Origin of the sequence: Streptomyces sp. NBC_00400 (genome assembly GCF_036048035.1) — a bacterium.
In the GTDB taxonomy this organism is placed as follows: domain Bacteria; phylum Actinomycetota; class Actinomycetes; order Streptomycetales; family Streptomycetaceae; genus Streptomyces.
This window is the reverse complement of record NZ_CP107940.1, coordinates 374547-397609: the sequence shown is the minus strand read 5'-3', so window position 1 is coordinate 397609 and position 23063 is coordinate 374547. Positions and strand designations below refer to the sequence as shown.

General features: G+C 71.1%; 22 protein-coding genes. 10 read left to right on the top strand and 12 right to left on the bottom strand.

Features of this window, described 5'->3' with window-relative positions:
• The first annotated feature begins 24 nt into the window (after positions 1 to 24).
• Positions 25 to 1665, top strand: a complete 1641-nt coding sequence (locus OHS81_RS01755) for an alpha/beta hydrolase (RefSeq protein WP_328381767.1) — start codon at positions 25 to 27, stop codon at positions 1663 to 1665.
• A 154-nt stretch (positions 1666 to 1819) separates the two neighbouring features.
• Here OHS81_RS01755 and OHS81_RS01750 read toward each other — a convergent pair whose 3' ends face one another.
• From OHS81_RS01750 to OHS81_RS01735, 4 genes are all read right to left on the bottom strand, one after another.
• Positions 1820 to 2644 carry a TIGR02452 family protein gene (locus tag OHS81_RS01750; protein WP_328381766.1) on the bottom strand — a complete coding sequence of 275 codons (825 nt, stop codon included), beginning with the start codon at positions 2642 to 2644 and terminating at the stop codon, positions 1820 to 1822.
• A gap of 136 nt (positions 2645 to 2780) precedes the next feature.
• Entirely contained in the window at positions 2781 to 3833 is a 1053-nt protein-coding gene (locus tag OHS81_RS01745) for an NAD-dependent epimerase/dehydratase family protein (RefSeq protein WP_328381764.1), read from the bottom strand.
• Between the two features lie 84 nt (positions 3834 to 3917).
• Positions 3918 to 4652 (bottom strand): lysophospholipid acyltransferase family protein, encoded by a 735-nt coding sequence (locus OHS81_RS01740; RefSeq protein WP_328381762.1) that lies wholly within the window; start codon positions 4650 to 4652, stop codon positions 3918 to 3920.
• 296 nt (positions 4653 to 4948) lie between these two features.
• Positions 4949 to 5704: a type 1 glutamine amidotransferase domain-containing protein gene (locus OHS81_RS01735; protein ID WP_328381760.1), complete on the bottom strand. Its 756-nt coding sequence runs from the start codon at positions 5702 to 5704 to the stop codon at positions 4949 to 4951.
• A 154-nt stretch (positions 5705 to 5858) separates the two neighbouring features.
• Here OHS81_RS01735 and OHS81_RS01730 point away from each other — a divergent pair, with 154 nt between their 5' ends.
• Both OHS81_RS01730 and OHS81_RS01725 read left to right on the top strand, forming a co-directional pair.
• Positions 5859 to 6548, top strand: coding sequence for a hypothetical protein (locus OHS81_RS01730; protein ID WP_328381758.1), 690 nt, complete (start codon positions 5859 to 5861; stop codon positions 6546 to 6548).
• A gap of 253 nt (positions 6549 to 6801) precedes the next feature.
• A complete protein-coding gene (locus OHS81_RS01725; protein WP_328381756.1) occupies positions 6802 to 7191 on the top strand; it encodes an SSI family serine proteinase inhibitor in 390 nt (129 codons plus the stop codon).
• Between the two features lie 73 nt (positions 7192 to 7264).
• On the opposite strand, the gene OHS81_RS01720 is transcribed toward OHS81_RS01725, so the two are convergent.
• From OHS81_RS01720 to OHS81_RS01700, 5 genes are all read right to left on the bottom strand, one after another.
• On the bottom strand, positions 7265 to 7423 hold the full coding sequence (locus OHS81_RS01720; protein WP_328381755.1) for a hypothetical protein: 159 nt from the start codon (positions 7421 to 7423) through the stop codon (positions 7265 to 7267).
• 102 nt (positions 7424 to 7525) lie between these two features.
• Positions 7526 to 8485: a cytochrome c oxidase assembly protein gene (locus OHS81_RS01715; protein WP_328381753.1), complete on the bottom strand. Its 960-nt coding sequence runs from the start codon at positions 8483 to 8485 to the stop codon at positions 7526 to 7528.
• Between the two features lie 142 nt (positions 8486 to 8627).
• Positions 8628 to 9653, bottom strand: coding sequence for a 6-phosphofructokinase (locus tag OHS81_RS01710; RefSeq protein WP_328381752.1), 1026 nt, complete (start codon positions 9651 to 9653; stop codon positions 8628 to 8630).
• A gap of 191 nt (positions 9654 to 9844) precedes the next feature.
• Positions 9845 to 10573: a type 1 glutamine amidotransferase gene (locus OHS81_RS01705; protein ID WP_328381750.1), complete on the bottom strand. Its 729-nt coding sequence runs from the start codon at positions 10571 to 10573 to the stop codon at positions 9845 to 9847.
• Between the two features lie 37 nt (positions 10574 to 10610).
• Positions 10611 to 11849: a MurT ligase domain-containing protein gene (locus tag OHS81_RS01700; RefSeq protein ID WP_328381748.1), complete on the bottom strand. Its 1239-nt coding sequence runs from the start codon at positions 11847 to 11849 to the stop codon at positions 10611 to 10613.
• Positions 11850 to 12034: 185 nt separating this feature from the next.
• Here OHS81_RS01700 and def point away from each other — a divergent pair, with 185 nt between their 5' ends.
• On the top strand, positions 12035 to 12592 hold the full coding sequence (def, locus tag OHS81_RS01695) for a peptide deformylase (RefSeq protein ID WP_328381746.1): 558 nt from the start codon (positions 12035 to 12037) through the stop codon (positions 12590 to 12592).
• 60 nt (positions 12593 to 12652) lie between these two features.
• Here def and OHS81_RS01690 read toward each other — a convergent pair whose 3' ends face one another.
• The gene (locus OHS81_RS01690; RefSeq protein ID WP_328381744.1) at positions 12653 to 13300 is read right to left on the bottom strand and encodes a TetR family transcriptional regulator; all 648 of its coding nucleotides are present in this window, start codon (positions 13298 to 13300) and stop codon (positions 12653 to 12655) included.
• Positions 13301 to 13463: 163 nt separating this feature from the next.
• On the opposite strand from OHS81_RS01690, the gene OHS81_RS01685 reads away from it, so the two are divergent.
• Together OHS81_RS01685 and gcl are read left to right on the top strand one after the other, a co-directional pair.
• A complete protein-coding gene (locus OHS81_RS01685) occupies positions 13464 to 14726 on the top strand; it encodes an acyl-CoA dehydrogenase family protein (protein WP_328381742.1) in 1263 nt (420 codons plus the stop codon).
• Positions 14727 to 15592: 866 nt separating this feature from the next.
• Positions 15593 to 17374, top strand: a complete 1782-nt coding sequence (gene gcl, locus OHS81_RS01680; RefSeq protein ID WP_328381740.1) for a glyoxylate carboligase — start codon at positions 15593 to 15595, stop codon at positions 17372 to 17374.
• A gap of 114 nt (positions 17375 to 17488) precedes the next feature.
• Here gcl and OHS81_RS01675 read toward each other — a convergent pair whose 3' ends face one another.
• Positions 17489 to 18787, bottom strand: coding sequence for a cytochrome P450 family protein (locus tag OHS81_RS01675; RefSeq protein ID WP_328381738.1), 1299 nt, complete (start codon positions 18785 to 18787; stop codon positions 17489 to 17491).
• A gap of 167 nt (positions 18788 to 18954) precedes the next feature.
• Between OHS81_RS01675 and OHS81_RS01670 the strand changes: the two genes are divergently transcribed.
• The 4 genes from OHS81_RS01670 (at position 18955) to OHS81_RS01655 (ending at position 22149) form a co-directional block, all read left to right on the top strand.
• Positions 18955 to 19182, top strand: coding sequence for a hypothetical protein (locus tag OHS81_RS01670; RefSeq protein WP_086717821.1), 228 nt, complete (start codon positions 18955 to 18957; stop codon positions 19180 to 19182).
• A gap of 86 nt (positions 19183 to 19268) precedes the next feature.
• Positions 19269 to 20789 carry an AlkA N-terminal domain-containing protein gene (locus OHS81_RS01665; RefSeq protein ID WP_328381736.1) on the top strand — a complete coding sequence of 507 codons (1521 nt, stop codon included), beginning with the start codon at positions 19269 to 19271 and terminating at the stop codon, positions 20787 to 20789.
• The gene (locus tag OHS81_RS01660; protein ID WP_328381734.1) at positions 20786 to 21298 is read left to right on the top strand and encodes a methylated-DNA--[protein]-cysteine S-methyltransferase; all 513 of its coding nucleotides are present in this window, start codon (positions 20786 to 20788) and stop codon (positions 21296 to 21298) included. Before OHS81_RS01665 ends, OHS81_RS01660 begins: the two co-directional genes overlap by 4 nt.
• 110 nt (positions 21299 to 21408) lie before the next feature.
• Positions 21409 to 22149, top strand: a complete 741-nt coding sequence (locus OHS81_RS01655) for a 2OG-Fe(II) oxygenase (RefSeq protein WP_328381732.1) — start codon at positions 21409 to 21411, stop codon at positions 22147 to 22149.
• A 43-nt stretch (positions 22150 to 22192) separates the two neighbouring features.
• Here the strand turns inward: OHS81_RS01655 and OHS81_RS01650 are convergent, their stop codons facing one another.
• Positions 22193 to 22957 carry an SDR family NAD(P)-dependent oxidoreductase gene (locus OHS81_RS01650; RefSeq protein WP_328381730.1) on the bottom strand — a complete coding sequence of 255 codons (765 nt, stop codon included), beginning with the start codon at positions 22955 to 22957 and terminating at the stop codon, positions 22193 to 22195.
• Positions 22958 to 23063 lie beyond the last annotated feature (106 nt).

Here is a 23063-nt window from a genome sequence, read left to right as displayed (position 1 = left end):
TCCCACGCAGGGGGAATCAGCCACGTGAGAAGAACAGCAGCGCTCGGCGCCGCCGGCACCCTGGTGACCGGCGCGCTCCTCGCCGGAGCGATATCCGCCACGCCCGCCAGTGCGGGCGACAAGCACCAGCGCGGTTCTGCCGAAGCGCGCGGTGTGGCGATCGCCGCCGCGCGCGCGGCCAAGAAAGGCATCAACTGGCAGGCCTGCCCTGCCGACTGGGGCCTCAAGTCGCCCATCCGGTGCGGCTATGTCACGGTCCCGCTCGACTACGCACGGCCCAACGGCCGTACGATCAAGATCGCGGTGGACCGGGCCGTCAGCACCGGCAGCAAGAAGGAACGTCAGGGCGCCCTCGTCTACAACCCCGGCGGACCCGGCGGTTCGGGTATGAAGTTCCCGGCCCGCATCACCACCAAGAGCCCCCTGTGGGCCAAGACCGCCAAGGCGTACGACTTTGTCGGCTTCGACCCCCGGGGCGTGGGTCACTCCGCGCCGATCTCCTGCATGAACCCGCAGGAGTTCGTCAAGGCGCCCAAGGCCGACCCGGTGCCGGGCAGCGAGGCCGACAAGCTCGCCCAGCGCAAGCTCGCCAAGGAGTACGCCGACGGCTGCGCCGAGCGCAGCGGCGGTCTGCTGCCGTACATGACGACCAAGAACACCGTCCGCGACCTCGATGTGATCCGTGCCGGGCTCGGTGAGAAGAAGCTCAACTACCTGGGTGTTTCGTACGGCACCTACCTGGGCGCCGTCTACGGAACGCTCTTCCCGGACCACGTGCGCCGGATGCTCGTCGACAGCGTCGTCAACCCGGCCCGCGAGAACATCTGGTACCAGGCCAACCTCGACCAGGACGTCGCCTTCGAGACCCGTTGGGGCGACTGGAAGAAGTGGGTCGCCAAGAACGACGCCACGTACCACATCGGTGCCACCCCCGAGAAGGTTCAGGCGGCGTGGGAGAAGCTGCGCGCGACCGCCAAGAAGAACCCCATCAGCGGTGTCGTCGGCCCCGCCGAGCTGACCGGCTTCTTCCAGAACGCTCCGTACTACGACTCCATGTGGGCCTCGGTCGCCGAGGTCTGGAGCGCGTACCTCTCCGGTGACACCAAGCCACTGGTGGAGAACGCCGGCCCGAACCTTCTGGATCTCGGGGGCAACATCTCGGCGGAGAACGGCAACGCCGTCTACACGGCCGTCGAGTGCAACGACACCAAGTGGCCCACCAGCTGGCAGAAGTGGGACCGCGACAACACCCGCATCCACCAGCAGGCACCGTTCATGACCTGGTCCAATGCCTGGATGAACCTGCCCTGCGCCACCTGGCCGGTCAAGCAGCAGCGACCGGTCGAGGTCCGGACCGGCAAGGGGCTGCCGAGTGTTCTGATCGTGCAGAGCACCCGTGACGCGGCCACGCCGTACGACGGCGCGGTCGAGCTGCACCACCGTTTCAAGGGCTCGCGTCTGATCACCGAGCGGGACGCCGGATCGCACGGTGTCACCGGTCAGGTCAACCCCTGCATCAACGACCGGGTCGACGCGTACTTCCTGGAAGGGAAGACCGACGCCAAGGACGTGACGTGCGCTCCGCACGCCACGCCGCAGCCGAGCAAGTCGAAGGCGAAGGCCGCCGCCAAGGGTGCCTCCGACCTTCCGGGCGTTGCCTGGTAACGGCGGGGACACCACCGGCATGACATGTCGGCATGACATGACGGCATGATGTGACGGTACGGAGCGGCGGCCGGGAATCCTCCCGGCCGCCGCTTCCGTCGCCGGGGCGCGAGGGCGCTCGGTCCTCTCGGCCCGGTTGGCCCCCCACCACCGCTTACGCCGAAAACACCGCGGAGAAGGCGGCTCGGGTGGGGGAGTCCTCCCGGCGGTCCAGCACGGCGAACACAATGCGGTCGAACCAGCCGGTGAACCGGCCGCCGTCCAGCAGTGCGGCTGCGAATGCCTGTGCCACCTCGGCCGGTTCATTGCGGAACACCCCGCAGCCCCAGGCGCCGAGCACCAGCTGACGGTGCCCGCCGGCCGCCGCGACCTCCAGCACCCGCTCCGCGCGCTCCGCCAGTGCCGCCGCCACCCGGCCCCTCTCGTCCGGCCGCTGCCGCGCGATCACTCCCGCGTTCGGCGCGGCGGCCGTCAGAAAGCCGGCTTCGTACGGCACGTCGAGCAACGTGCCGCGGTCGTCGCGGAAGACCGGTACAGCGGGGGAGAGGATCACCCGGTCGCTGTAGAACGGGCTCGGATCCGCCCGGTGAGCGGCATAGAAGTCCGGGGCCTCGCGCACACAGGCGTAGAGCGCCGACCCCCGGCACAGCGCCTCCTCCTGGGCCTGCGCACCGTTGAGGTACCCGCCGCCCGGATTGCGCGCGGAGGCGAAGTTCAGCACGGCGAGCGGCCCCGCACCCGTCCCGGCCAGCCGCCGGCCGGCGGTGAGGCTGCCTTCCGCCGTCACTTCGAACACCGTGCGCACCGCCGATGACGGCGCCTCCACGGGAACCGGCTGCGGTCCGTACAGCCGGGTCCCGGCCCGGGCCCGTCCGACCGCCGCGGCGATCTCCACCAGCCGTCCGTCCGGTGCGCGGTACGCACCCGCCGCCACGATCCGTTCCGTTTCCTGTGCGATGCCACGCAGCCGGGCGCTCATCGTCGGCACCCCCGTATCCGATTCCTCATGGTGATCAAGCTAAGGGCCGGTGGCGCGCCGCGCGATCGGATTTGCCGCCTGCCGCCTGCCGCCTGCCGCCTGCCGCCTGCCGCTCGCCGCCTGTCCGCCGCCGGCCTCAGCCCTGCCGGCCCCGCTCCGCGAGCCAGCGGTCCTCGGCCGCATAGCCGAACATCTTCTCGTCCGGGTAGATGCCGGCCATCACCGGGAACACCTCCCACCAGTTGCGCCCCGTGACCCGGTCGGTCAGCCATTGCACCGTCTCCGGCAGCGACTCCTCGTACGTCGTCACCGCGTGGTAGCCCAACTCGCGCTCCGCCGCGGCCATGTCGTAGACGATGGGGTGCGGGCCCGACCAGGGGGTGTCGCCGACACCGGACGAGGGCGGGGCACCGTCCACCGCCACGACCTCGCTCCGGGGCGCACCCATCACGGCATCCACCGCCGCCGAGATCCCGGCGACCGTGGGCGCCTGCGGATCCCCCGCGTTGAGCACCCGGGTGCCCGGCCGGCGAGCCGCCAGCCGGACCAGCTCCGCGAGGTTGTCCACATGCACGGGGTGGAAGCTGCTGCCGCCGTACGCGAGCACCCGCACCCGACGTCCGTCGAGGACCCGCTTGACGAAGTACAGCTCACGGGGCAGGGGACTGTACGGCCCGTGAATGGCGCCGGCCCGCAGCAGGGTCACCGGCAGCCGGTCGCCCTGCGCCAGCAACGCCTGCTCCAGGGCCGCCTTGCGGGTGCAGTAGTTCTCGTCGCCGGGGGGCACGGTCGGCTGGGACTCCGGGAGGGGCAGCGGATAGGCCGGGGCGCCGTCCGGCTCGCCCATGGTGGCGAAACCGCGCCCTTGGCCGTCCTCGTACACCGAGCCGCTGGAGATCACCACCGCCGAACCGATCCGGTCCGCGAACGTGGTCAACTGCTGCGCGTGCGCGGCCCCGTACGCCACACAGTCCAGCAGGACGTCACAGCCCTCGCCGATCAGTCCGGCCAGTGCCGCGTCGTCCTCCCGGTCCACCGCCACCGGGCGGACCTCCTCGGGCCAGGAGTCATCGCGTCCGCCGCCTCGGGACGCGGCCCGCACCTCCCAGCCGTCCCGCGCCAGGGCCCGCACCGCCGCCCGCCCGATCTGCCCGCTCGCCCCGATCACCACTGCTCTGCCTGAAGCCATGACCGGACCCTACGGACCGTCAGCGGGCGGCGGCAGTACGGTTCGCCGTCGGCGCAAGGGGAACGCCCGGGACCCGGCCCCCGCTCAGTCCGCTGGACCCTTGCCGTGCCCTCGCCGTCCGTGCGCCCGCCCCCGTGCCTGTGCCTGCGCCGCGGCCTTGGCCTCGCCCGCGTAGGTGTCCACGTACTCCTGACCCGACAGGGTGAGGATCGCGTACATGATCTCGTCGGTGACGGCACGCAGCGCCATGCGTTCGTCCTCCAGCCCCGCATAGCGCGAGAAGTCCAGCGGTGCGCCGAAGCGGATGGTGATCCGCATGATGCGCGGCAGCCGCCGGCCCGTCGGCTGTGCCTCGAAGGTGCCGATCATCGCGCACGGCACCACCGGCACCCCGGCCTTGATGGCCATCGAGGCGACGCCGGTGCGCCCCTTGTAGAGCCGGCCGTCGTGCGAGCGGGTGCCCTCCGGATAGATGCCCAGCAGCCGGCCCTTGCGCAGCACGGAGAGCCCCGAAGAGATCGCCGCCTGCGAGGCACGGCCCCCGGACCGGTCCACCGGAATCTGCCCGACGCCCCGGAAGAACGCCGCGGTCAGCCGCCCCTTCAGGCCGGGCCTGGTGAAGTACTCGGCCTTGGCCAGAAACGTCACCCGGCGCGGCACGATCGCCGGCATCACGAAGTGATCGGCGAACGACAGGTGATTGCCCGCGATGATCGCCGCGCCCTCCTCCGGCACATGAGCGAGCCCTTCGATCCTCGGCCGGAACACCAGCCGCAGCAACGGCCCCAGAAGCAGGTACTTCAGCACCTGGTAGAGCACAGGACAGCTCCCCTTCCGTCGGCTTGCCCGGGCGGCTACATCGTTCCAGGTCACACGGGGTGCCCGGGGAAGGCCAGTGAGTCTATGGGCAAGTGTCGGTGGCGGTAACCACCTTCGGTCGGATCGATGCTGTCTCGTTTTCGGTGCCTGGTGCCTGGTGCCTGGTGCTTGGTGTTCGGAGCCCGGCGGGCCGGCCCCGGTGGACACGCCAACGGTCCGCCGACGGGCCGTCCCAGCCGGCCAACGGGCCGCGGCTGCCATCTCACCGCGGCTGCCATCTCACCGTCGCCGCCACCTCACCGCCGTGGGGCCTCCAGGAGCGCCTGGAACCGGCGTCCGAAGAGATAGGCATCCCCCGGCCAGCGCGCCGAGAGATAGCGCCCGTCCTGCACGACGAAGGCAGCGGAGTCGTCGGTCGCGGTGCCGCGCGCGGCAAGGACCCTGGGCCCCCGTTCGAAGCGGGCGTCCGGTCCGGTCAGCGCGGCCCTGACCTCGTCCTCCACATACGCCGGATAGGTGCGGTAGTAGCGGCCCAGCCGCCATGCGGTGGCCAGATACGCCGACCGCTCCATGTACTTGGGCAGACAGGTCGTGCGCCGGTCCGCCAGCAGGCTGCGGCCGGTGGACGCCTCCTGTGCCCGGGCCAGTACCAGCACACCGTGGCAGATCGCCCCGACCGGCCGGTCCAGCGCCCAGAACCTGCCGACCTGCCGCCGCAGCACCTCCGAGCCCAGGAACTGCCGCATCCCCGGTGCGTGCCCGCCCGGCAGGATCAGCCCGTCGTACTCCTCCGGGGCCAGCTCCGCCCAGCCGACGGTCGCGGTGAACTCCTCGCTCCGGGTGAGTTCTTCGTAGAAGCGCCGGGGCTGTTCCGCGGCGCCGAGCTGTCCGAAGAGGACGCCGGTCAGCAGCCGCGGATCGCACGCGGGCCGGGAACCGGCCTGTTCGGTGGCGAAGACGACGCGGTGGCCGGCATCGGTGAGCAGTCGCCAGGGCACTGCCACCTCAGTGACATCGAAATCGCGGTCGGGGACCGGCATCAGCACGCGCACCGGGACATCCTCGCAGGCCCGCAGGTCTCTTCGGTACCCGCTTTGGCATCCGTGGACAACTTTGAACTCCCCTTGAATGCAGCGGGGTTGACTCGCCGTATTGCCCGGAGACCGAGCCTGAACCCAGGGTCCAGGCCGAGGACAGGAGTCGGAGATGTCCCGGAAGAAGAGAGTCGGCACGCGTCAGAAGATCGTCATCGGTGTCAGCGCCGCCGCACTGGTCGGCGGCATCGCCATCGCCACCGCCGGCACCAGCCAGGCCTCCGTGGCGTGCGACGGACTGGCCACCGCCCTGAGCAACAACGAGAAGTTCATCGCCGACCAGAAGGCGAACCCGGACGCCCAGTCGGCGGCAAGAATCGCCAACCGCGAGGCCGTGATCAAGGAGATCCAGGTCAAGCAGAAAGCCGCCGGCTGCTCCGGCGGGCAGGGCGGGGATGACGCCGCGGGCGCTCCGCCGACGGGCAACCAGCCGCCCGCCTCCAGCGCCCCGCCCGCCTCGGAAGCACCACAGGGGTCGGCGGCCCCGTCCGCCTCCGGTGACGCCTCCGCTTCCGCTGCCCCGCCGGCCTCGGACGACCCGCCGGCCGCCGACGGCGATGTGGTCTGCGCCGGCTCGACGGTGACCCTCTCCGGCGAGGGCGGCGCCCCGGCGGCATCCAGTGACCAGTTCCCCGTCGGGACCAAACTGAAGGTGACCAACCTGGACAACAACAAGTCGACGACGGTCTCCGTGACGTCCGCCTCGGGCAGCTGTGCCCTGCTCAACAACGCGGCCTTCGAGCAGGTGCGTGAGGAGGGGAAGTTCCTGATCCGCAACGCCCGGATCGAGCGTGTGGGCTGATCCCGGTCCGGGTGGCCGGCAGCGGAGCCGCCTCCTCCGCTGCCGGCCACCCTTGTCTCCAGGGCGGCAATCGAAGGTCCGTACGGGCGACCTCGCGGCGTGGCCGCTTGCCCGCCGGGGCCCGGCGAGGTGGCCTGGGGCCGCCGGGCGCCACGCGTCGCCGTCAGGCTCCGGCAGGCGATCCCACCGAGCTTCCCAGGAGACATCGATGCCCGTGAGCCCAAGACGCCGATCCCTCCGGACCACCCTGACCGTGAGCGCGTCCGCGCTCGCCGCCGTGTCCGCCGCCCTGTTCGGCACGCTCTCCGCCGGTCCGGCGCACGCCGATGAGCTGCCGGCCGGCGATCAGGGTCTGCTGCTGACGGTGTCCGGGGCCGGCAACACCTGGAGCCGGGGGGTACGGCTCAACTGCCCGGACGTCCACGGCAGGCATCCGCACGCGGCCGCCGCCTGCGATGCGCTGACCTGGGCGCGCGGGAACCTGGACGCACTGCCCGGCCACCCGCAGGCCTGCACCAGGGAGTACGACCCGATGACTGCCACCGCGATCGGCACCTGGCGCGGCGTCCCGGTGAACTGGCACAAGGATTTCCCCAACGCCTGCACGATGGACGCCGCGACCGGGCCGTTGTTCCGCTTCTGACGCTGTCGAGGCGTGCGCCCGCACCTCCCCGCCGCACCGACCGGCCCGGACCTGCCGTGCGCCACCACGCCGGTCAGACCGGCCGCGCCGCCGCCACGCCGATCGTCACCAGAGCCAGCACCACCCAGGAGAACCAGAGCCAGCCATTGGCGCCCATCGCCACGGTGTAGGCGGTCGCCACCACCAGCCCGCCCACCGTGCACACGGCCATCGTCCTAGCAGATCCGGGCATACCCGCACCCTCCTCATGGCGGCCCGGTACGCCATAGCGCGGGCCGCGGCCATGGGACCATCGTCCCCGGCCGCGGCCCGTACCGCCAGAGCGGTGCGCTCGTCATCGGCTCCGTGCGTGGAGCGAGGCGAGGTAGGCGTTGTATTCGGCGAGATCCTTGTCGCCGTTGCGGTCGGCGGCCCGGTCGGCGCGCTGCGACTGACGCTCCTCGGACTTGTGCCACTGGAAGACGAGGGCGATCAGCACCACCACGGACGGGATCTCGCTGAAGGCCCAGGCGATACCGCCGGCCGCCGACTGGTCGGCCAGCGCTTCGATCCCCAGCGAGGACGGCGGGTGCAGGAAGGTGTCGACCATCGGCTCGCTGGCCATCATCAGGGCGATACCGAAGAAGGCATGGAACGGCATGCCCGCGAACAGCTCCAGAATCCGCATCACATGGCCCGGCCGGTGCGGCCCCGGGTCGACGCCCATGATCGGCCAGAAGAACACCAGGCCGACCGCGAGGAAGTGCACCATCATCCCGATGTGCCCGGCCCGGGACTCCATCAGGAAGTCGAACAGCGGCGAGAAGTAGAGCGCGTAGAGACTCGCGATGAACAGCGGGATGGTGAACGCCGGGTGCGTGATGATCCGCAGGTAGCGGCTCTGCAGCAGCGCCACCAGCAGCTCGCGCGGCCCCTTGCGGCCGCGCCCGGCGGGCGGCAGCGCACGCAGGGTCAGCGTCACCGGCGCCCCGAGCAGCAGCAGGATCGGCGAGAGCATGCTGATGACCATGTGCTGGACCATGTGCACACTGAACATCGCCATGCCGTAGTCGTTGAGCTTGGTGCACATCACCAGGGCCACCGTCACCACGCCCAGGGCCCAGGCGACGGTCCGGCCCACCGGCCAGGCATCCCCCCGCCGCCGCAGCCGCATCACCGCCCAGCCGTACAGGCCGAGTCCCAGCAGACAGCCGACGAGGAAGAACGGATCACCGCCGAACTCCAGGCCCCGCGACAGCGTGAACGGCGGCAGATCCATGTTCATGCCGTCCATGCCGTGCCCGCTGTGATCCATCCGCTCGCTCCTGATTCGTACCAATGCTCCGGCGACAAGACTAGAACCGCCCCCGGCCGGGCCGTGCGGCAGGGCCGCATAGCGGTGCAATGGCCGGGGGCGGTTCGTGCAGCACGAAACTATCGCGCTGAGGTCAGCGGAGTCACAGCACGCACTCGGCCTCGTCGTAGCGCTCCGAGGGCACCGTCTTCAGCGTCTCCACGGCCTCGGCCAGCGGCACCAGCGTGATGTCGGTGCCGCGCAGCGCCGTCATCATCCCGAAGTCGCCGCGGTGCGCGGCCTCGACGGCGTGCCAGCCGAAGCGGGTGGCCAGCACCCGGTCGTACGCGGTCGGCGTACCGCCGCGCTGGACGTGCCCGAGGATCACCGGACGGGCCTCCTTGCCGAGGCGGTCCTCCAGCTCCACGGAGAGCTGCCGGGCGACACCGGCGAACCGCTCATGGCCGTACATGTCCTTGCCGCCGATGTCGAAGGACATGGTGCCCTCGCGCGGCTTGGCACCCTCGGCGACGACCACGATCGCGAACTTCTTCCCGGCCTCGAACCGCTCGGCGACCCGCGCGGTCAGCTCGTCGATGTCGAAGGGCCGCTCCGGCACCACGATGGCGTGGGCGCCGGCCGCCATGCCGGAGTGCAGCGCGATCCAGCCGGTGTGCCGCCCCATCACCTCGACGATCATCACCCGCTGGTGCGACTCGGCGGTGGTCTTGAGCCGGTCCAGCGCCTCGGTGGCGACCCCCACCGCGGTGTCGAAGCCGAACGTGACATCCGTGACGGCGATGTCGTTGTCGATGGTCTTCGGTACGCCGACGATCGGCAGCCCGGCGTCCGACAGCAGCCGCGCCGCCTTCAGCGTGCCCTCGCCGCCGATCGGGATGATCGCGTCCAGGCCCAGCTCGGCGACGTGGCCGCGGGCCCGCTCGACGCCGTCGCGCAGATGGGCGGGCTGTACCCGCGAGGACCCCAGGATGGTGCCGCCGCGCGCCAGGATGCCGCCGACGGCGTCGAGGTCGAGCTTGCGGTAATCGCCCTCCAGCAGGCCCTTCCAGCCGTCACGGAAGCCGATCACCTCATCGCCGTGATCGGCGGTGGCGCGGTGGACGACGGAGCGGATGACGGCGTTCAGACCGGGGCAGTCGCCGCCGGAGGTGAGTACACCAATACGCATTGCTCGAAAAACCCTCTGCAACTCAACCGGGGGCCCGGACCCCGTCGTCCGGTTGGATTCCGCTCACCCTACAAGCGCGGGGCCGCCGGGCACACGTACGCCCGCAGTGCGGGACTGCGGGCGTACGGAAAGGGGTCAAGACCGGCAGGTGTCACATATCGGCGAACCGTCCGGATCGGGAGGAAGCGGTATCAGGCAGGCTGGGTCGCCGCGGCGATCCGCTCCTGACGCAGCGCCTCGTACCAGCGGTCCTCGACCGGCGGCAGCGCATTGACGTCCAGCGCGAGCTTGATCAGCAGATCCGCGATATGCGGATTGCGTGCCATCACCGGCCCGTGCATGTACGTCCCGAAGACGGTGTCGTTCCACGCGCCCTCGTAGCCGTCGCCGACGCCGTTGCCCTTGCCGAACCGCACCTTGGCGAACGGCCGGGCGGTCTTGCCCAGGTGGGTGACGCCCTGGTGGTTCTCGAAGCCGGTCAGCGGCGGCAGCCCCAACTGCGGGTCGATGTCGGCGAGTACGTCGCCGACGCAGCGCTCGGCCTCGCCGCGGGTGCTGACCACGTCCAGCAGCCCCAGGCCCTCCTGCCGCTCCCCGAGGTCGTTGATGAACTCATGACCCAGGATCTGGTACCCGGCGCAGACCGAGAAGACGATCGCGCCGTTGGAGACCGCACGGCTCAGCCCGCCGTCGCGGATCAGCCGCTCGGACGCCAGCCGCTGCGGCCGGTCCTCGCCGCCGCCGATCAGGTAGATGTCGCCGGAGGTGGGAATCTGCTGGTCGGACCGTACGTCCAGGCGCTGGACGTCCAGGCCGCGCTGACGCGCCCGCCGCTCCACCACCAGGGCGTTCCCCTGGTCGCCGTACGTGCTCAGCAGGTCCGGGTAGATCCACACCAGGCGCAGGCAGTTGTCACTCATGTCGCTCGTCCTTGTCCCTCACGTCGGTGGACCGCATTCAGTTGCCCACGCGCCGGCGCAGGTCCTGGAAGGCCGTGTAGTTGGCGATGACCTCGATCCGTCCGGGCGGCGCCATCCCCACCGCCTCGTCGAGGCTTTCGCACACGTGGAAGTCCAGCCCCGCGACCTCCAGGCGCACCGCCAGGTCCAGCTTGCGGTCGCCGAGTACGAAGATCGGGTGTCCGGCGAGCCGCGTGTAGTCGACGTCCCACAGCCAGGAGGTGTCCGTGCCGTCCGCGCCGCGGGCGTTCACCGACATGATCACCGGGGTCGGCGGCGGGTCGATCAGCGAGAACGTCTCCAGCCAGCCGGCCGGGTTCTTCGCCAGCAGCAGCCGCAGCTCCCGCTCCATGAACGTGACCACGTCATAGCGCCCGGCCACCGCCTGCACCGAGTACATCCGCTCCAGGGCCACCTGCGGCGGCACCCCGAAGGCGGCGGCGACCGCTGCGGACGTGGTGGCGTTCGCCTTGTTGGCGCGCCCCGGCAGCTGCAGCTTGATCGGCCACGCGCTGCCGTGCGGGTCCAGGACATGATCGCCGGAGAGCGCCCAGCTGGGCGTGGGGCGGCGGAAGCCGCACTCCGCGCAGAACCAGTCCTCGCTCGGCCGCTGCATCACACCACCGCAGGACGGGCAGGACCAGGCGTCGTCCTTCCACTCCTGCCCGGCCGCGACCCAGACCACGTTCGCGGACGACGAGGCCGCCCAGACGATCAGCGGGTCGTCCGCGTTGGCGATGATCAGGGCCTTGGAACCGGCCAGACCCTCCCGCCAGTGCTCGGCCAGCATCCGGGTCTCCGCGGCGCGGTCGAGCTGGTCGCGCGAGAGGTTCAGCAGCGCTATGGCCTTCGGTGTCACATCGCGTGCCACACCGGCGAGGTACTTCTCGTCCACCTCGATGACGCCGTACTTGGCGTCCGATCCACCGGCCAGCGCGGAGGTGATGCCCGCCGGCATGTTGGCGCCGAGCGCGTTGGAGACCACCGGCCCACTGGCCCGCAGAGCCTCCGCGATCAGTCGCGTCGTGGTCGTCTTGCCGTTGGTCGCCGACACCAGGATGACGTCCAAGTGCCGTGCCAGCCGCGCCAGCAGGTCGGGGTCGAGCTTGAGCGCCACCCGGCCACCGATCACCGATCCGCTGCCGCGGCCCGCCGCGCGCGATACCGCCGCCGCGGCCTTGCCCGCCGTCACGGCCAGCTTGGCCCGCGGCGACAGCGGCTCCGTGTTGCCTGCCATCGTCCTTGATCCTCCTTGCATCCGGCGCCCGCCTGCCCTGAGGCTGCCGGTGGAACGCTTCCTCCGCAGCCGATGACCGGCCGAGGCTTCGGTCGGGGATCAGCCTATCGAGATCCGGCCCCGGGCCCGAACCCCGCCACCCGTCCGGCGACATCCCGGGCGCGCCGGACCGTACGCTTACCCCCATGCCCGACCGCACCATCCCCGGCTCTTCCGGCCGGGTCCGCCCGCTGCGCCTGCTCGGCGATCCTGCTCTGACCGAGCCCTGCCGGGAGGTCACCGCCTTCGACGGCGAGCTGGCCCGGCTGGTCGAGGACATGTACGCGACGATGTACGCCGCACACGGTGTGGGCCTCGCCGCCAATCAGATCGGCGTCCCGCTGCGGGTCTTCGTCTACGACTGCCCCGACGACGAGGACCGCCGCCATCTCGGGCACCTCGTCAACCCCCGGCTCGTCGAGACCGACGGCCCGGTCATCCGCGGGCCCGAGGGCTGTCTCTCGCTCCCCGGCATCGAGGCCGGCACCCCGCGCCACGACCACACCCTGGTGACCGGGTTCGGCGTCACCGGCGAGCCGAGGACCGTGATGGGCACCGGCTTCTTCGCCCGCTGCCTCCAGCACGAGTGCGACCACCTCGACGGCGGGCTGTACGTCGACCACCTCACCGGGCTGCGCCGCCGCCGGGCGCTGCGCGCGGCGGCCAGGGCCCCGTGGGCCGCGACGGCGGCGCCCGGCCGCTGAACGGCCGGGCGCCTCCCGTCGTCACACCCTCCGGGGCTCAAAAGGCCGGGCTCACGGCACTCAGAAGCCGGGGCCGCCCTCGCGGTCCTCGACCGCGGCCAGCTGGCCCCAGAGCAGATCGGCCAGCTGGGTGACCAACTGCTCGCGTGAACAAGGGCGTTCGCGCAGCCACCAGTCGCCCGCCCCGTGCATCATGCCGACGATGCCGTGGCCCCATACGCGTGCCGTCAGCTCGCCGCCCGGTCCCAGGTCGAGCCGGTCGGTGATCACCTTGGCCAGCTCCTCGCCGAGCCGGCGCAGCAGCGGGGCGGAGTGCCGTCCGACGTCGAAGCCCGACTCCGACGCGTTGTCCTCGTCCGACGGGTGCATCAGGAAGCGGTACACCTGCGGCCGGGCCTCGATCGCGAGCAGGTAGGCGTCGAGGGTGGCCTCGACCCGGTCCCGGCGCAGGACGGGTGCGTCCAGCGCGGTCGCCAGGTTGGCCAGCAAGGCGTCGGTGTGCCGTACGGCAAGGGCGCGGTACAGGCCGCCCTTGTCGCCGAAGTGCCGGTAGAGGATCGGCTTGGTGATGCCGGCCTCGGCGGCGATGGCGTTCATCGATGCGTCCGGGCCGTCGCGCAGCACAATGCGCTCGGCGGCCTCCAGCAACTCCCGCCGTCTGCGCTCGGTCGCCGTCTGCTGGCGGCCGCTGTGCTTGGTGCTTTCCATGGTCGTGCTCCCCACCCTTGTGAATCCGTGGCGCTCGCGCAACGTAACACCCGATCTCCACGGCGAATTCGTTCTCAGGGGAGTTGACATCCCCTACTGACGAGTAACACACTGCGGGTTACCGCTAGTAACAACAGTAATGCCAGGCAGCAGTGGAGGGGACATGGCCGAGTTCACCATGGAGCTCAACGACGAGCAGAAGGAAGTCCGTGACTGGGTTCACGGCTTCGCCGCGGACGTCATGCGCCCCGCCGCCGCCGAATGGGACGAGCGCGAGGAGACCCCCTGGCCGGTCATCCAGGAAGCCGCCAAGATCGGTCTGTACTCGCTGGACTTCTACGCCCAGCAATTCTTCGACCCCACCGGCCTCGGTATCCCCATGTCCATGGAGGAGCTGTTCTGGGGGGACGCCGGCATCGGCCTGTCGATCGTGGGGACCGGACTCGCTGCCGTCGGCGTGCTCGCGAACGGCACCGAGGAGCAGATCGGCACCTGGATCCCGCAGATGTACGGCGATGTCGACGACGTGAAGGTCGCGGCCTTCTGCTCGTCGGAACCGGACGCCGGCTCGGATGTCGCCGCGATACGCACCCGCGCGGTCTACGACGAGGCCAAGGACGAGTGGGTGCTCAACGGCACCAAGACGTGGGCCACCAACGGGGGCATCGCCAATGTGCATGTCGTCGTCGCCGCCGTGGAACCCGGCCTCGGCTCCAAGGGACATGCGTCCTTCATCGTCCCCCCGGACACCCCAGGTCTCTCCCAGGGGCAGAAGTTCAAGAAGCACGGGATCCGCGCCTCGCACACCGCCGAGGTCGTCCTGGAGGACGTCCGGGTCCCCGGTCACTGCCTGCTCGGCGGCAAGGAGAAGCTGGACGAACGCCTCGCCCGTTCCCGCGAGAAAGCCAAGAGCGGTGGCGTGGGGGTCCCCCCGCTCGAGCGAAGCCGAGAGCGGGGGAGCGTGAAGAACGCCGCCATGGCCACCTTCGAGGCCTCCCGCCCGGCCGTCGGCGCGATGGCGGTCGGCACCGCCCGCGCGGCCTACGAGGAGGCCCTGGAGTACGCCAAGACCCGCTCCCAGTTCGGCCGCCCGATCATCGACAACCAGGGCGTGGCCTTCCAGCTCGCCGATATGCGCACCCAGATCGACGCCGCCCGCCTGCTGGTCTGGCGTGCCTCCTGGATGGCGGTGACCGGCAAGCCGTTCACCTCCGCCGAGGGCTCCATGTCCAAGCTCTTCGCCAGCGAGGTCGCCAAAAAGGTCACCGCACAAGCCGTGCAAATCCTCGGCGGCAACGGTTTCACCCGCGAATACCCGGTCGAGCGGATGCATCGCGACGCGGCCATCTACACGATTTTCGAGGGCACCAGCGAAATCCAGCGACTGGTGATCGCCCGGACGATTTCGGGAATGCCGATCCGCTGAGGTGTACGTGCCGTAAGCGCGCGGAGTGGTTTTTGCGTGGGTCCCGCCCGGTCGTCGGGCGGGACTTTTTTGTGCCGTTTCTGCCGAGCGCCGAAATACGGTTCCGGGAGATTCCGGGGGATCGACTCGGGGCGGGCCGGGGGTATCCGGGGATGCGGCGGCGGTGCGTTGGGGGTGCGCCGGGAAGGGGGCAGGGGCCGGGCTGCGCCCAGGCGGCATGCGGTGCGTATGACGGGGCCGGCGTATGCGGAGGGCGCGGCCGCGGACGCCGAAAAGCGCTCATGCAACCTTCAACCAGTGGATGAGGCCCGGCTTGTCATCGCCGGTGCGGCTGCTGGTGCGGATGTCGGCGTGGTTGCCGGTGTGGTTGCCGGCAGAGGCGAGCGCCACGTCTTGAGTTGGTGAAACCTATAACGTCGCCGCGGCTCTCGGGGGGGTATCAGTGCATTGCTTCCCGGTGTCACGGCCGTCTCCCTCGCTGAATGACGGCGCCCGGAGGCTCGAAGAATGGGCTGGTCGCCGTAAGTGGTAATCACTGCCTCCGGTAAGGGAGCCCCACGGCAAGGGAGTTGCGGTGGAGCTCCGCTGCGTTGCGTCGTGCGGCCGCTGATCGCACGGCCGCCCCCCCCGTCCGCTGCCCGTAGCGGCTGCCCGTGTCTCTGTGGTGCGTCACCGCGCGCCCGTCCCCGCCCCCGCCTGCGCCGCATCGCCGACTTCCGTGCGGGAGGCCCGGCCTCCCCTTGACGGGTGGGGCACCGCGCTCTACGTTCCTTCCGTAGAGCAAAACATTAATTCCACGATGCGGAATCACCCCCTCTGGCCCTTCGCTGGAGCTTGCCCGTGACAGGTCGACGCAGGAGTACTCGATGCCACGAATGACAGCCGCTCGTGCCGCGGTGGAGATCCTCAAGCGGGAGGGCGTGAGCCATGCCTTCGGAGTGCCGGGTGCCGCGATCAACCCCTTTTACGCGGCGCTCAAGGGCGCCGGCGGGATCGACCACACGCTGGCCCGCCATGTCGAGGGCGCCTCGCACATGGCCGAGGGGTACACCCGCACCCACCCGGGCAACATCGGCGTCTGCATCGGCACCTCCGGCCCGGCCGGCACGGACATGATCACCGGCCTCTACTCGGCGACCGGTGACTCGATCCCGATCCTGTGCATCACCGGCCAGGCGCCGACCGCGGTGATCCAGAAGGAGGACTTCCAGGCGGTCGACATCGCCGCGATCGCCAAGCCGGTCACCAAGGCCGCCACCACGGTCATGGAGGCCGCGCAGGTCCCCGGCGTCTTCCAGCAGGCCTTCCACCTGATGCGCTCCGGGCGGCCCGGTCCGGTCCTGATCGACCTGCCGGTCGACGTCCAGCTCACGGAGATCGACTTCGACCCCGAGACGTACGAGCCGCTGCCGGCCTTCAAGCCGACCGCGACCCGCGCCCAGGTCGGGAAGGCACTCGCGCTCCTCAACGAGTCCGAGCGGCCGCTGATCGTTGCCGGTGGCGGCATCATCAACGCCGACGCCTCCGAGCTGCTGGTCGAGTTCGCCGAACTGACCGGCATCCCCGTCGTCCCCACCCTGATGGGCTGGGGGATCCTCGCCGACGACCATGAGCTCAACGCCGGGATGGTCGGCCTGCAGACCTCGCACCGCTACGGCAACGCGAACTTCCTGGAGTCCGACTTCGTCCTGGGTATCGGCAACCGCTGGGCCAACCGCCACACCGGCAGGCTCGACGTCTACACCCAGGGCCGGAAGTTCGTCCACGTCGACATCGAACCGACCCAGATCGGCAAGATCTTCGCCCCGGACTACGGCATCGCCTCGGACGCCAAGGCCGCGCTGGAGCTGTTCGTCGAGGCCGCGCGCGAACTCAGGGACGCGGGCGCGCTGCCGGACCGCTCCGACTGGGCCGCCGCCACCCAGGTGCGCAAGGCCCGGTTGCAGCGGCGTACGCACTTCGACGACATCCCGATGAAGCCGCAGCGCGTCTACGAGGAGATGAACAAGGCCTTCGGCCCGGAGACCCGCTACGTCACCACCATCGGCCTCTCCCAGATCGCCGGCGCGCAGATGCTGCACGTCTACAAGCCGCGCCACTGGATCAACTGCGGCCAGGCCGGCCCGCTCGGCTGGACCATCCCGGCCGCGCTGGGCGTGGCCACCGCCGACCCGGAGACGCCGGTGGTCGCCCTCTCCGGCGACTACGACTTCCAGTTCATGCTCGAAGAGCTGGCCGTCGGCGCCCAGCACAGGATCCCGTACGTGCATGTCCTGGTGAACAACGCGTACCTGGGCCTGATCCGCCAGGCCCAGCGCAACCTCGACATCAACTTTCAGGTCAACCTGGAGTTCGAGAACATCAACGCCCCCGAGCTGGGCGTCTACGGCGTGGACCACATCAAGGTCGTCGAGGGCCTGGGCTGCAAGGCCCTCCGCGTCACCGACCCGAGCGAGTTGGGTGCCGCCTTCGAGGAGGCCAAGAAGCTGGCCGCCGAGCACCGCGTCCCGGTCGTGGTCGAGGCGATCCTCGAGCGGATCACCAACATCTCGATGAGCGGCAGCGACATCGCCAGTGTCCAGGAGTGGGAGGACATCGCCACCGAGCCGGGCCATGCGCCCACCGCGATCAAGCCGCTCAAGGTCTGACGCAAGACAGCTCAAGGTCTGACACCGGCCCGCCGCGCACCGGCGTCAGGACTACCGGCGCCGTGGCTAGCGGCGTCGTGACCGCCGCACCGCGGTCACGGCGCCGGTCCGCTGTCACGGGCCGAGGAACACCGGGAGGCGGGCCGGCCCGTGCATCAGGCGGGTGTGACGCCACTCCAGCGCGTCCCGACTGTCCACCGCCGGCCGGATGCCCGGGAAACGCGTCAGCAGCACCTCGAAGGCGATACGGGCCTCGAGGCGGGCCAGCGGGGCACCGAGGCAGTGGTGCGGGCCGTGTCCGAATGAGAGATGACCGCCCGGGCGGTCGGCGCCCGGGATCCCCTCCGGGGGCCGGGGGCACCGGGGAGGGGCCGGAGGTCCGGGAGCGTCCCATCCTTCTGTTGCCGCTTTTGCCTCCGTTGCCTCCGTACGGCGGTGACGGTCGAGGCGTACCTCGTCCGGCGCTGTGAACCGCGCCGGATCACGATTGGCGGCTCCGGGGGACACCAGCACCACCTCTCCCGCGCTGATCCGGGCGCCGCCGAGGTCGAAGGGTTCGGTGGCAAAGCGGAAGGTCGCGAGCGTGATCGGGGAGTCGTAGCGCAGGAATTCCTCGACCGCGGCGGGGAGCAGACCGGGATCGGCCCGGAGGCGGGAGCGGAGTGCGTCGTCCTGGAGCAGGGCCACCATGCCGTTGCCGATGAGATGGGTGGTGGTCTCGTGACCTGCGACCACCAACAGCACGGCCAGGGAGACGAGTTCGGCGTCGGACAGCCGGTCGGCCTCGTCCCGGGCGGCGATCAGACCGCTGAGGACGTCGTCCCCCAGATTTTCGCGCCGCGCCGCGATCAGCCGCGTCATGTAGTCGCTGAGGGCATGCGACGCGCGGTCCACGGTGTCCGGGGCCGCCGCGGCGAACAGGTCATGGGACCAGCGCCGGACCGCCGCACGGTCCGGCTCCGGCACCCCCAGCAGCTCGCTGATCACCGTGATCGGCAGCGGCACGGCGAACTCCTCGACGAGGTCCGCCGACCCGCGCGCGGCCAGTGCGTCGGCCAGCTCCTCTGCGATCGCGCGGATGCGGGGCTCCAGCCGTGCCACGGCCGCCGGAGTGAACGCCTTCATCGCCAGCTTCCGCAGCCGGCCGTGGTGCGGCGGGTCGGTGGCGAGCAGGGTGCGGCTGACGGCGGGGGCCAGCCGGCGGTTGCCGGGCCGGTCGGCGAAGTAGCGGCCGGTGTCCTTCGACAGCCGGGCATCCGCCAGCGCCGCCCTGGCCTCTGCCCACCCGGTGACGACCCAGGTCGTACGGCCGTTGTCCGTACGTACCCGCTGTACCGGGCCGCGCGCCCGCAGGGCGGCGAGCAGCGGATACGGGTTCCGGGAGAACTCGGCTGAGTCCAGGGGGTTGTTCACGGTCGGCCTCGTCATTCCGTCGGGGAGGCCGGTTCCGGGGCGCTGTGGAGCGGCCTTTTGGTGGCCCCGGCCACCGGTCAGCCTAGTGAATGCTTGCGGCGGCAAGGATTGCTGCTCATGGCGGCTGTCGAAATGCGCGAGCCAAGAGCGCGGCGCACGCTGGATGCATGTCCGAGCATCCGCCTGTCATCGTGCACCCGCCGACGCCCTCCGGTGGCCGACGGGTGACCGTGCGTGGGCAGATCGTCGGCCTGGCGCACGGCCGTGGTGATGTCGCCGAGTTCCTTCGCCGCGCGGGTGTCGCCGGCCCGGCCGAGGACATTGCCTTGGACGACCCCCGGCTCGTCGAATGGCGCGGCGGTTCCCTGGACGACTGGCCGATGCCGCCGGCCTGACCGGCCGAGGCCCCTTCGCCGGGCCCGAACGCGCCGTCCGATTTCCGCCAGCACCGCCGCCCGACCTGCGGCACAGTGGACCTGTGATGAGCGAGGACAGCAGGTACGAGGCGGTGCGCAGCAGGGACGCCAGATTCGACGGCGCCTTCTTCTTCGCGGTGTCCACGACCGGGATCTACTGCCGGCCGAGCTGCCCCGCCACCACGCCCCGACGGCGCAACGTCGCCTTCTTCCCGACCGCCGCGGCCGCCCAGGGGTCGGGTTTCCGGGCGTGCCGCCGCTGCCGCCCTGACGCGGTGCCCGGCTCCGCCGAGTGGAATGCCCGCGCCGATGTCGTCGGGCGGGCGGTGCGGCTGATCGGCGACGGTGTGGTGGACCGGGAGGGGGTCACCGGGCTGGCGGCCCGGCTCGGGTACAGCACCCGGCAGGTGCAGCGGCAGCTGAACGCCGAGCTCGGCGCCGGCCCCGTGGCGCTCGCGCGGGCCCAGCGTGCCCACACGGCTCGGGTCCTGCTGCAGACCACCGGCCTGCGGGCCGCCGAGATCGCGTTCGCCGCCGGGTTCGCCAGCGTGCGCCAGTTCAACGACACCATCAAGGAGATCTACGCGCTCACGCCGGGCGAGCTGCGGTCCGGCCGCCCCGGGACAGCGGTCCGCGGCGCCCCGGTGGCGTCGCACGGTACGCCCGGGGTGCTGCCGCTGCGGTTGGCCTTCCGGGGCCCGTACGCGGCACGGCAGCTCTTCGACCACCTCCGGCGGCGCGCGATCACCGGCATCGAGGAGGTCAGCGGCGAGCCCGGCGCCCGCACTTACCGGCGCACCCTGCGGCTGCCGCACGGCACCGGTATCGCCGAGGTCGACGAGGCGACCGGATCCGGCTGGCTGGACTGCCGGCTGCGCCTGACCGAACTGCGCGATCTCACCACCGCAGGGCAGCGGGTGCGGCGCCTCTTCGACCTGGACGCGGACCCGTACGCGGTTGCCGAGCGGCTTGGTGAAGACCCCGTCCTGGCACGGCTGGTGGACCGGCATCCCGGACTGCGGTCTCCGGGGGCCGCCGACCCGGACGAGCTGGCGGTCCGCGCCGTGTTCGGCCAGCAGGTCTCGGTCGCGGCCGGACGCGCTCTCGGCGGCGCACTGGTCGCCGCGTACGGCGAACCCCTGCCGGAGCCGTCCGGTGCGCTCACCCACCTCTTCCCCCGCGCCGACGATCTGGCGGAGGCCTCGCTCGCGGAGATCGGCATGCCCGGATCGCGGCGGACGACCCTGCGCACCCTCGGCGCCGCACTCGCCGACGGCACCGTCACACTGGACGCCGGAGCCGACCGGGACGAAGCCGAACGGGCGCTGCTCGGTCTGCGCGGCATCGGCCCGTGGACCGCGGGCTACATCCGGATGCGCGCCCTCGGGGACCCCGATGTGCTGCTCACCGGCGATGCGGCCGTACTGGCCGGAATGCGCCGGGCCGGAGCCCCCACGGACGACTTGGCCGCCCGGTCGGACGCCTGGCGCCCCTGGCGCTCGTACGCCCAGCACCACTTCTGGAACGTGCCGGTCACCGAACCGGCGCACACCCGCCCCTCCACCACGGAAAGCACCGGACCATGACGCTTTACACCACCCTCGACAGCCCGCTGGGCGAACTCCTGCTGGTGGGCGAGGAATCAGCCGCCGCACCCGGCGGCACCGCGCTCGCCTCGCTCAGCGTGCCCGGCCAGAAGGGCGGCGCGACCGTCGAGGACGGCTGGACATACGATCCGGACGCCTTCGCCGAGATCGCCCGTCAGCTCCGTGCCTACTTCGACGGGGAGCTGACCCGCTTCGCCCTCACCTTCGCCGACACCCGGGGCACGGACTTCCAACGGCGCGTGTGGCGGGCCCTGGAGGCCGTCCCGTACGGGACCACGACCACGTACGGGGCCATCGCGGCCGGGATCGGCGCGGCGCGGGGGGCGGTGCGCGCCGTCGGCACGGCGATCGGCGCGAATCCGCTGCTCGTCGTCCGGCCCTGCCACCGAGTGATCGCCGCCGACGGATCCCTGTCGGGATACGCGGGCGGGCCCGTACGCAAGCGGCAGCTCCTCGGCATCGAGGGGGCCGCGCCGGACGCCGGCTGACTCCGCCGTACCGGACGCGGGCCGCACCGCACCGTCCCGCTCCCCGTGAGTCTCACCGCTCCGTTCCCTGAGAGCCGCCCTGCCCGCCCCAACTCCCCCTGGAGCACACCATGACCACCACGACCACCCGGCGCCGAGCCCGTCCCACGGAGCTCGCCGAGCGGGTGGCGGCTGCCGGCTGGACGGCCCTGTCCGAGGAACTGGACAGCCTGGGCTGTGCGGTGACCCCACGGCTGCTCGACCCGGCCGACTGCCGCGCCCTGGCCGCGCTGTACGACGATTCCTCCCGCTTCCGCTCGACCGTCGACATGGCACGGCACCGCTTCGGCTCGGGCCGGTACCGCTACTTCGCCGACCCGCTTCCCGAACCGGTGCAGTCCCTCCGCGAGGCGTTCTACCCGCACCTGCTGCGGACCGCCCGCGACTGGGCGGCCAGACTCGGCAGACCGGCCCCCTGGCCGGACACCCTGGGGGAGTGGCTCACGATGTGCCACGACGCCGGGCAGACCAAGTCCTCGCAGATCCTGCTGCGTTACGGGCAGGGCGACTGGAACGCGCTGCACCGCGACATTTTCGGGGAGATGGTCTTCCCCCTCCAGGTCGTCATCGGCCTGGACGAGCAGGGCACCGACTACACCGGCGGTGAATTCCTGCTCGTCGAGCAGCGGCCGCGCGCACAGTCCCGCGGCACCTCCACCGTCCTGCGGCAGGGCCACGCCCTGGTGTTCACCACCCGCGACCGCCCCGTACGTTCCGCCCGCGGCTGGTCGGCCGGCCCCGTACGCCATGGCGTGAGCACCGTCCGCTCGGGCCACCGGCACTCCCTGGGCCTGGTCTTTCACGACGCCTGACGGCACCGCGGCGCATCCCGGCCCAGGGCCGCACCGACGACGGTCAGAGCATCGAGCCGCCCGTGACGTCGAAGCGCTGGCCGGTGATCCAACGGGATGCGTCCGAGGCCAGGAACGCGGCGACGTCCGCGATGTCGGAGGGGCGGCCGATGCGGTTGAACACGGAATAGGCCGCCATTGCGGCCCGCCCCTCCGGCGTCGCTCTCCGCGCCGCCGTCACATCGGTCTCGACCCAGCCGGGTGCGATGGTGTTCACCGTGATCCCGCGTGCGCCGACGTCCTTGGCGAGGGTGTGTGTGAGCGTTTCCAGGGCGCCCTTGGCGACGCTGTACGCGATCTGCGACGGGTGCGCCGTAGTCGTCACCGCCGACGAGATGTTGATGATGCGTCCGCCGTCCCGCATCCGTTGCAGACCGTGCTGGATGAGGAAGAACGGAGCCCTGATGTTGACTGCGAGGGTGCGGTCGAACTCCTCGTAGGTGACCTCGTCCATGCGCCCGGGGAAGTTCTGAGCTGCGTTGTTGACGAGGATGTCGAGGCCGGGCTCCGCGCCGGAGGCGGCGAGTTCGGCGTCGAAGGCGGCGAAGAGGTCTTCGGCGTCACCGGGAACTCCCAGTTCCGCGCCGACCATGAATGCCCGGCCGCCCGCACGCGTGATGCTTTCGACCGTTTCCTTGGCCGCGATGTCATTGCTGCCGTAGTGGACGGCGATCAGCGCACCGTCCTCCGCGAGGCGCTGGGCGATGCCCCGGCCGATGCCGCGGCTGGATCCCGTCACCAGTGCGGTCTTCCCCTTGAGGTCACCCATGATCGTTCTTGGCCTTCCGTTCACCTGTGGTGGCGTGCTGCCGCCGGTTGCTTTCCCTGCTGGTGGGACAGCAGGGGAGCCCGATGCCCATGCCTCAAGAGCCGCC

Excerpts from the sequence above, each read along its gene's own strand:
- OHS81_RS01685 (WP_328381742.1), top strand. The coding sequence starts at position 13,464 with ATGGCCGAGTTCACCATGGAGCTCAACGACGAGCAGAAGGAAGTCCGT.
- OHS81_RS01710 (WP_328381752.1), bottom strand. The coding sequence starts at position 9,653 with ATGCGTATTGGTGTACTCACCTCCGGCGGCGACTGCCCCGGTCTGAAC.
- OHS81_RS01670 (WP_086717821.1), top strand. The coding sequence starts at position 18,955 with ATGTCCGAGCATCCGCCTGTCATCGTGCACCCGCCGACGCCCTCCGGT.
- OHS81_RS01730 (WP_328381758.1), top strand. The coding sequence starts at position 5,859 with ATGTCCCGGAAGAAGAGAGTCGGCACGCGTCAGAAGATCGTCATCGGT.
- gcl (WP_328381740.1), top strand. The coding sequence starts at position 15,593 with ATGCCACGAATGACAGCCGCTCGTGCCGCGGTGGAGATCCTCAAGCGG.
- OHS81_RS01750 (WP_328381766.1), bottom strand. The coding sequence starts at position 2,644 with ATGAGCGCCCGGCTGCGTGGCATCGCACAGGAAACGGAACGGATCGTG.
- OHS81_RS01650 (WP_328381730.1), bottom strand. The coding sequence starts at position 22,957 with ATGGGTGACCTCAAGGGGAAGACCGCACTGGTGACGGGATCCAGCCGC.
- OHS81_RS01700 (WP_328381748.1), bottom strand. The coding sequence starts at position 11,849 with ATGGCAGGCAACACGGAGCCGCTGTCGCCGCGGGCCAAGCTGGCCGTG.
- OHS81_RS01665 (WP_328381736.1), top strand. The coding sequence starts at position 19,269 with ATGAGCGAGGACAGCAGGTACGAGGCGGTGCGCAGCAGGGACGCCAGA.
- def (WP_328381746.1), top strand. The coding sequence starts at position 12,035 with ATGCCCGACCGCACCATCCCCGGCTCTTCCGGCCGGGTCCGCCCGCTG.
- OHS81_RS01690 (WP_328381744.1), bottom strand. The coding sequence starts at position 13,300 with ATGGAAAGCACCAAGCACAGCGGCCGCCAGCAGACGGCGACCGAGCGC.
- OHS81_RS01715 (WP_328381753.1), bottom strand. The coding sequence starts at position 8,485 with ATGGATCACAGCGGGCACGGCATGGACGGCATGAACATGGATCTGCCG.
- OHS81_RS01705 (WP_328381750.1), bottom strand. The coding sequence starts at position 10,573 with ATGAGTGACAACTGCCTGCGCCTGGTGTGGATCTACCCGGACCTGCTG.
- OHS81_RS01720 (WP_328381755.1), bottom strand. The coding sequence starts at position 7,423 with ATGCCCGGATCTGCTAGGACGATGGCCGTGTGCACGGTGGGCGGGCTG.
- OHS81_RS01655 (WP_328381732.1), top strand. The coding sequence starts at position 21,409 with ATGACCACCACGACCACCCGGCGCCGAGCCCGTCCCACGGAGCTCGCC.
- OHS81_RS01745 (WP_328381764.1), bottom strand. The coding sequence starts at position 3,833 with ATGGCTTCAGGCAGAGCAGTGGTGATCGGGGCGAGCGGGCAGATCGGG.
- OHS81_RS01660 (WP_328381734.1), top strand. The coding sequence starts at position 20,786 with ATGACGCTTTACACCACCCTCGACAGCCCGCTGGGCGAACTCCTGCTG.